At 60.6% G+C, this 6,724-nt stretch carries 7 protein-coding genes; 4 read left to right on the top strand and 3 right to left on the bottom strand.

Features of this window, described 5'->3' with window-relative positions:
* The coding region (locus NW856_RS07695) for a 50S ribosomal protein L19 (RefSeq protein ID WP_414399718.1) at nt 1-237 on the bottom strand (237 nt) is incomplete at its 3' end.
* A 165-nt stretch (nt 238-402) separates the two neighbouring features.
* Here NW856_RS07695 and NW856_RS07690 point away from each other — a divergent pair.
* Both NW856_RS07690 and NW856_RS07685 read left to right on the top strand, forming a co-directional pair.
* Nucleotides 403-1,776, top strand: a complete 1,374-nt coding sequence (locus NW856_RS07690) for an efflux RND transporter periplasmic adaptor subunit (RefSeq protein WP_414399717.1) — start codon at nt 403-405, stop codon at nt 1,774-1,776.
* Nucleotides 1,773-2,984 carry an ABC transporter permease gene (locus tag NW856_RS07685; RefSeq protein WP_414374702.1) on the top strand — a complete coding sequence of 404 codons (1,212 nt, stop codon included), beginning with the start codon at nt 1,773-1,775 and terminating at the stop codon, nt 2,982-2,984. The genes NW856_RS07690 and NW856_RS07685 overlap by 4 nt, the downstream gene beginning before the upstream one ends.
* Here the strand turns inward: NW856_RS07685 and NW856_RS07680 are convergent.
* Both NW856_RS07680 and NW856_RS07675 read right to left on the bottom strand, forming a co-directional pair.
* Entirely contained in the window at nt 2,981-4,489 is a 1,509-nt protein-coding gene (locus NW856_RS07680; protein WP_414399716.1) for a UbiD family decarboxylase, read from the bottom strand. The two genes, NW856_RS07685 and NW856_RS07680, sit on opposite strands and share 4 nt — an antisense overlap.
* An 18-nt stretch (nt 4,490-4,507) precedes the next feature.
* Complete coding sequence (locus NW856_RS07675) at nt 4,508-5,404, bottom strand: carbohydrate ABC transporter permease (RefSeq protein ID WP_414329037.1); 897 nt, start codon at nt 5,402-5,404, stop codon at nt 4,508-4,510.
* Nucleotides 5,405-5,624: 220 nt separating this feature from the next.
* On the opposite strand from NW856_RS07675, the gene NW856_RS07670 reads away from it, so the two are divergent.
* A complete protein-coding gene (locus NW856_RS07670; RefSeq protein ID WP_414344527.1) occupies nt 5,625-5,960 on the top strand; it encodes a YbaB/EbfC family nucleoid-associated protein in 336 nt (111 codons plus the stop codon).
* Nucleotides 5,961-5,995: 35 nt separating this feature from the next.
* A complete protein-coding gene (gene recR / locus NW856_RS07665) occupies nt 5,996-6,595 on the top strand; it encodes a recombination mediator RecR (protein WP_414399715.1) in 600 nt (199 codons plus the stop codon).
* The last annotated feature ends 129 nt before the right edge of the window (nt 6,596-6,724 follow it).

Genomic DNA, 6,724 nt, shown 5'->3' with positions numbered 1-6,724 from the left:
AACCCGCTCCACACCGATCCCTTGGAAAACCTTGCGCACCGTAATGGTGCGGTTGATACCGGAGTGGCGCATGGCAATGACCGTGCCCTCAAAGGCTTGTACCCGCTCCTTGCCCCCCTCTTGAATGCGAACTCCCACCCGTACCTGATCCCCAACCCGAATCTCCGGCAGATCCGACTTCATCTGGGCAGCTTCAATGGAGCGGATGATCTCCTCAGCGTTGATGCGAACGTTCATGGCCTTCCCGCGCTACCGGCAGTTAACCATGGTAACAATCGTCGCTGTTTTTTGTACAGAGCTGGCCGAATAGACCTCAAGAGGCGGGAAACCGTGTTTACGCTTCCCCCATTTTTCCAATAGGCTAGACAAAGATAAAGCTTTTGTTACAAACGGGAGACTTTTGTGATCCTGCACACCGATGAGCCCAAGACGGGATCCCTGTCTACTCCCAAGCTTGCAGAGCAGCCTCTGTCCCAGAGCAAACCCCGCCCCAAGAGATTTCCCTTCGGCTGGATGCTCTTGGGCTTGCTGTTGGCCGGCCTAGGGGGCAGCGGTCTCCTGATCCAGCGTCAGCTGCAGCAGCAGAGGGCAGAACGGCTGGAAAGGTTAACAGTCCCAGTTCAAGTGGTGGATCTGACCCAACGCCTGCGGGTGAGCGGCCAGGTGCAGCCGCTCCGCCAGGTGAATGTCAGCCCCCGCGAGTCGGGTCGCCTGGCGGAACTGTTGGTGGATCAGGGAGATGAAGTGGTGGCAGGGCAGTTATTGGCCCGGATGGACTACGGCGATCTCGCCAGTGGCATTCGCCAAGCCCAAGCCCGCATTCAAGAGCTGCAAGCCCGTCTAGCGGAGCAACAGGCCGGAGAGCGCCCCCAGGTGATCATGGCGGCCCAGGCCAGGGTGGATGCTGCCCGGTCGCAGGTGGACTTGGCTCAGAGGGAGTTAGAGCGCATCCAGGCCCTGGTGCAGGCGGGGGTGGTAGCCCGCAGCGAGCTGGATCAACGCTCGGCCCGCCTGGAACAAGCGCAAGCGGATTTGCGAGCTGCTCAACAGGAGTTGGAGCGATTGCAACTGGGGAGCCGCCCGGAAACCCTACAGCAAATTCAAGCCCAAATTGCCCAGGCACAAGCCGAGCTGGCCCAACGGCAATCCCGGTTGGCTGACACCGAAGTCCGCGCCCCTTTTTCTGGTGTGGTGGTGCAGCGCTTTGCCGAGGTGGGATCCTTTGTAGCTCCCACAACAGCAGCTTCCGATGCCACCGCAGCTTCTTCCAGTTCCATTTTGGCGCTGGCTCAGGGAATTGAGGTGCGGGCAGAAGTGCCAGAAGCCCAGATTGCCCAGGTGCGGGTGGGTCAGCCGGTGGAGATCCGCTCCCTGGCCTACCCCGACCGCCTGGTGCAGGGGCGGGTGAAGCGGATTGCACCCGCTACGGTGGTGGTGCGAGAGGTAACCGTCTTTCGGGTCTTCGTTGAACCGGAGCCTGGGGCCGACTTTTTGCGCACCGGCATGACTGTTTCGGTGGATTTCATTGGGGATCCCCAGCCCCAAGCCTTGACGGTGCCCTCAGTGGCTATCCTCCGGGAGGAAAGCCAGGAAGGCGTGCTCCTGCTGGATCCCCAAAGCCGGCAACCTGTCTATCGCCGCGTGGAAACGGGCATCACTCAGGGTGGAGTTACCCAAATCCTCTCTGGTCTGCAGGCAGGGGATCGGGTCTTTACTGCCCTGCCTCCTGGGGTGAACCTAGAGACTTTGATTAAAAGAGCGGAGCAACAGCCATGAGCCTGGCAACGGCGGCCAAAATGGCCTGGCAAATGGTGCGACGACATCGCCTGCGCACCGGGCTGAGCATGCTCGGGATCCTCATCGGCAATGCGGCGGTGGTGGCCATTGCCGGATTTGGCTACGCTGCCCAAGAGATGGCGGTGGATCAATTTCGCTCTCTGGGCACCAACTTGCTGATCGTCTTTTCGGCCAACTTGGGCCTGGTCGATGCCGGCAACATCCGCCCCCTCACCTTGGAGGATGTACGGGCTATTGCGGCGGAAGTGCCTGCCGTGTCAGCAGCTGTCCCCAGCCTGGGCACCAATGTGCGCGCTGTGCGAGGTGGAGTGGATCGCCGCTATGAGGCCACCGGCACTTGGCCGGAGTACTTGTCGGTGTTGAACCTGGAGATCGAGGCAGGCCGCTTCCTCTTGCCCTCGGATATCGAGGAACAGCGCCCGGTGGTGGTGCTGGGCAGCGATGCCGCCAGCCAGTTGTTCGGCCTGGATCCCGCCGCTGCTATTGGGGAGACCGTCCTACTGAACAATTTGCCTTTCGAGGTGATCGGCACTTTGCGCTCGAAGCCGACGGTGTTTGGCAACAGCGATGCCGGAGTGTTTCTGCCGGTGGACGTGGTGGCCAATCGGTTGGTCGGGCGGCGTTCCCCCTACGGCACAGAGCTGACGGCGATTTTCGTCTCGGCCCGCTCTGAAGCCGATCTGCCTGCTGCCGAGTTCCAAATCCGCAACCTGCTGCGCCAGCGGCACCAATTGGTGGGAGAAGATGACTTCATCATCCGCAACCAGAAAGTGCTCCTGGATGGGTCGGCCAGGATTTTGAGCCTGTTGCGGGTGCTGCTGACGGGCACGGCGGCCCTCTCCCTGCTGGTGGGAGGGGTGGGGATCATGAATGTGATGCTTATCTCAGTTGCGGAACGCACCCATGAGATCGGGCTGCGCAAGGCGATCGGGGCCGATAGCCGCCAGATTTTGCAGCAATTTGCCGCCGAAGCGATTTTCATTGCCGCGACCGGGGGAGTGCTCGGGATCCTTCTCAGCAGTGGCCTGCTGGTGGCGGTGCAGGTATTCACCCCCTTGGCGACCCAAGTCGATGGGGTGGCAGTGGGAGTGGCGTTCTCCCTTTCCACTGGGATTGGGCTGGTCTTCGGCATTTTCCCGGCCCGCAAAGCGGCGCAACTGGATCCCATTGAGGCCCTGCGGGCTTAGAGCTCGTATCCAAACAGGCGGGGATCCGCCGGCTGCCCATCGAGATCCGCCAGGCCATATTCTGCCCAGCGGCGATCCACCAAGCGGGCCACCTCCGGATCTGGAGCAAGGGGATCCCGCCAGGGAGCATCGGTTTCTGGGGGAATTTTGGTGGTGGCATCAATGCCCATCTTGCCTCCCAGACCCCGTCTTTCGGTGGCAAAATCCAGGGCGTCGAAGGGATTGTCCGCCAGAATAAACACATCCCGCTGCGGATCCACCCGCGAGCACAGGCACCACAGCACCTGCCGTGGATCCCGGACGTTGATGTCTTTGTCCACCACGATCACAAACTTGGTGTAGCTAAATTGGGGCAGGGCGCTCCAAAAAGCCAAAGCCGCCCGCCGCGCCTGGCCAGGGTAGGCCTTGTCGATGGAGAGGATGGCTGCTTTGTAGCCCAGCGCCTCCATCGGCAAAAAGAAATCTACAATCTCCGGCACCTGCTGCCTGAGGATGGGGGTGTAGATGCGGTTCAGGGCCAGCGCCATCATGTCGTTTTCTTTGGGGGGCTTGCCGCTGAAGGTGGTGAGATAGATGGGATCCCGGCGGTGGGTCAAGCAGTGGAAGCGAATCAGAGGGGCCTGCTCGTTGCGGGGGCCATAGTAGCCGATGTGATCCCCGGCAGGCCCGTCGGGGGCCACTTCCCCAGGGGTGATGCTGCCTTCCAGAACGATCTCAGCATGGGCCGGCACCTGCAGATCCACCGTTTTGCACTGGGCCAGGTGCAACCCTTCTCCGGCATAGAGACCGGCAAACAGCCACTCCGACAGATCCACCGGCAGGGGTGTGGCCGCCGCCAGAATCACCACCGGATCCACCCCCACCGCCACCGCCACCTCCAACTTTTGGCCCAGGGCCGCCGCTTTGCGCAGATGCCGAGTCGCCCCCCGCACCGACAGCCATTGCACCGTCATGGTGGTGCGGCTTTGCAACTGCAGGCGGTACACCCCCACGTTGGGGATCCCATTTTCCGGGTCTTTGGTTACCATCAGGCCCAAGGTCAGCACCCGTCCGGCATCGCCGGGATAGACCCGCAACAGGGGCAACTGGGTGAGATCCACTTCCTCTCCCCGCAGCACCACCTGCTGACAGGGAGGAAGCAGATCCCGGCTGGGTTTAGCTTTGAGTACGCTAAACAGAGCTTGTCCCAACTCCACCGCCTGGGCAAAGCTCCGCGGTGGCCGCGGCTGGTAAAGCAGGGCCAGCTTTTTCCCCAGTTCCTCCAGATCCTGAGGCTGCTCCATTCCCAAAGCCCAGCAAATGCGCTCCACCGTGCCCAGGGTGTTGATGAGCAGCGGCATTGAGGATCCCTTCACCCGCTCGAACAGCAGCGCCGGCCCACCGCAGGCCAAGAGGCGATCGGCAATCTCGGCAATTTCCAGATCCGGATCCACTTCTGCCGAAATGCGGCGGAGCTGACCACGGGATTCCAGCAGAGCAATAAAACGGCGTAGATCTCTGGGCATGAAAGGGAACCTAAGGGCTTACTTGTCGCGATTGAGGGCTAACCCGCTCATGAAGGGCTTCTGCAGCGCAATAAACACCAGCAGCGGCGGGATACTGGCGATGATCGCTCCCAGCATCATGGGGCCATAGGAGGCCGAGCTATCCAGATTGAGCAGGGATTGCAGCCCCACCTGCACCACTTGTCGCTCTCGGCCTTGCACGATCAAGCGGGGCCACAGGTACATATTCCAAGCGTAAACGAAGTGAATCACCGCCTGCGCCCCGATGGCGTTCCAGCTCAAGGGGATCAGCACCTGGGTGAGAAATTGCAGCGGGTTGGCCCCGTCCAGTTGGGCCGCCTCCGCCAGCTCGCGGGGAATGTTGGAAAAATGCTGGCGGAACAAAAACGTGGCTGTGGCGCTGGCCAGAAAGGGCACGATTAAAGCGTAGTAGGTGGATCCCCAGCCCAAGTTGGTGACCAACCGCAGCAGGGCAATGATCAAGATTTCTGTGGGCATCATCAGCGTGATCAGCACAAAGCCAAAGGCCAGCCCTTTGCCGGGAAAGCGGAAGTACACAAAGGCCAGCCCGGCTAGCAGCGACAAAACCGTCTTGCCCACGGTGATCGCCACCGCCACGATGGTGCTGTTGACCATGTAGTGGCCCAAGTGCCGCGCCACCATCACCTGATGCCAGTTGAAGGCAAAAGAGGAGCCAAAGGTCAATTGATAGCGGAACACCTCGGCATTGTTCTGGGTGCTCACAAGCAGGGCGTACAACACCGGAAATCCCAGAACCAAGCAGGCCAGCACCAGGCCCAAATGCACATACCAACGCTCCGGGATCCAGCGCCGCCAACGCCAGGGAGAAGGCTCCACCCGAGTTGAACTGGGCTGGGCCACTTGAGATCGGGGATCCTGCAACAATTGAGCCATAGCACCTCCAGACGGCGAACACCGATGAGCAGATGGGCTTTTGAGTCGATCTTTGGCTTCTCTTGAGAGGATAATCTGCCAGAGTTAAGGGCAACCTAAGGAAGGCCGGTCGCCTTAGCGGTGCGGAGCACTTCTGGCCTGAACTTTCGAGTGCTTTCACCGGCGGGAGGAAACGGGTAGAGTAGAACAGCAGTATCTGGATAACCCAAGAGAGGATCCCATGACTCGAGGCTTTGGCCCCTTCGGCAAAATCCAAGAAGCGCTCAAGAAAGCCCAAGAGGTGCGCGATGGCGCCCAAAGGCTGCAAAAAGAGCTGGAAGAGATGGAGATCGTCGGCGAAGCTGGCAATGGGCTGGTGAAAGTGACGGTCAACGGCAACCAAGAACCCCTTAAGGTCTCTCTGGATCCCCAGATTCTCCAGGAGTCGGTGGATGTGGTAGAAGACTTGCTCCTGACAGCAATGGTGAACGCCTACACCCAATCTGCTGAGACGATGCGCAAACGCATGGAAGAGCTGACCGGAAACATCAGTCTGCCGGGGTTGGGACTGGGTTGAGCCCCACTTGCTTAACCCCGCTTGCTTAACTCTGTATGTACACTCGCCCCTTGGCTCGCCTCATCGAAGAGCTGCAACGGCTGCCCGGCATTGGCTCCAAAACCGCTCAGCGCCTAGCTCTCCACTTGATCAACCGGCCCGCCGGCGAGATCGAAGCCCTGGCCAAAGCCCTGCTGGAAGCCAAGCAGACGGTTCGGCACTGTTCCATCTGCTTCAACTGGTCAGCGGAGGATCCATGTGAGATTTGCCGTTCGCCACAGCGGGATCCCTTGCTGTGGTGCGTGGTGGCCGATGTCAAAGATTTGATTGCGATGGAACGCACCCGCGAGTTCAAGGGGCTTTACCACGTTTTGGGTGGCCTCATCTCCCCCATGAACGGGATCGGGGTCGATCAACTGCACATCCGCGAGCTGGTGGCTCGGGTGGCACGGGAAAAACCGCAGGAGCTGATCTTCGCCCTCAGCCCCAGCGTAGAGGGAGAGGTGACCATGCACGTGGTCAAGGATTACCTGAAGCCGGTTGCCCCCACCTTGCGCATGACCCGCCTGGCCTTCGGCCTGCCCATGGGATCCGAGCTGGAATACGCCGACGAGGTCACCCTGGCCCGTGCCTTGGAAGCCCGGCAGGAGTTGTGAGCCGCTCAGCCCCTCAATCGCAGCCGGTTACCCCCTCCGCGCAGTAGGTGCTCCACCAGGGGTTGAAGTTGGCAGGATCCTCCGGCAGAGTGCTGATATTCAGCTAGAAATCGCAGGAGCCCCGCACTG

Origin of the sequence: Synechococcus sp. R3-13, from assembly GCF_047462195.1 — a bacterium.
Classification (GTDB): Bacteria; Cyanobacteriota; Cyanobacteriia; order Thermostichales; family Thermostichaceae; genus Thermostichus.
This window is presented reverse-complemented; position numbering and strand designations above follow the sequence as displayed.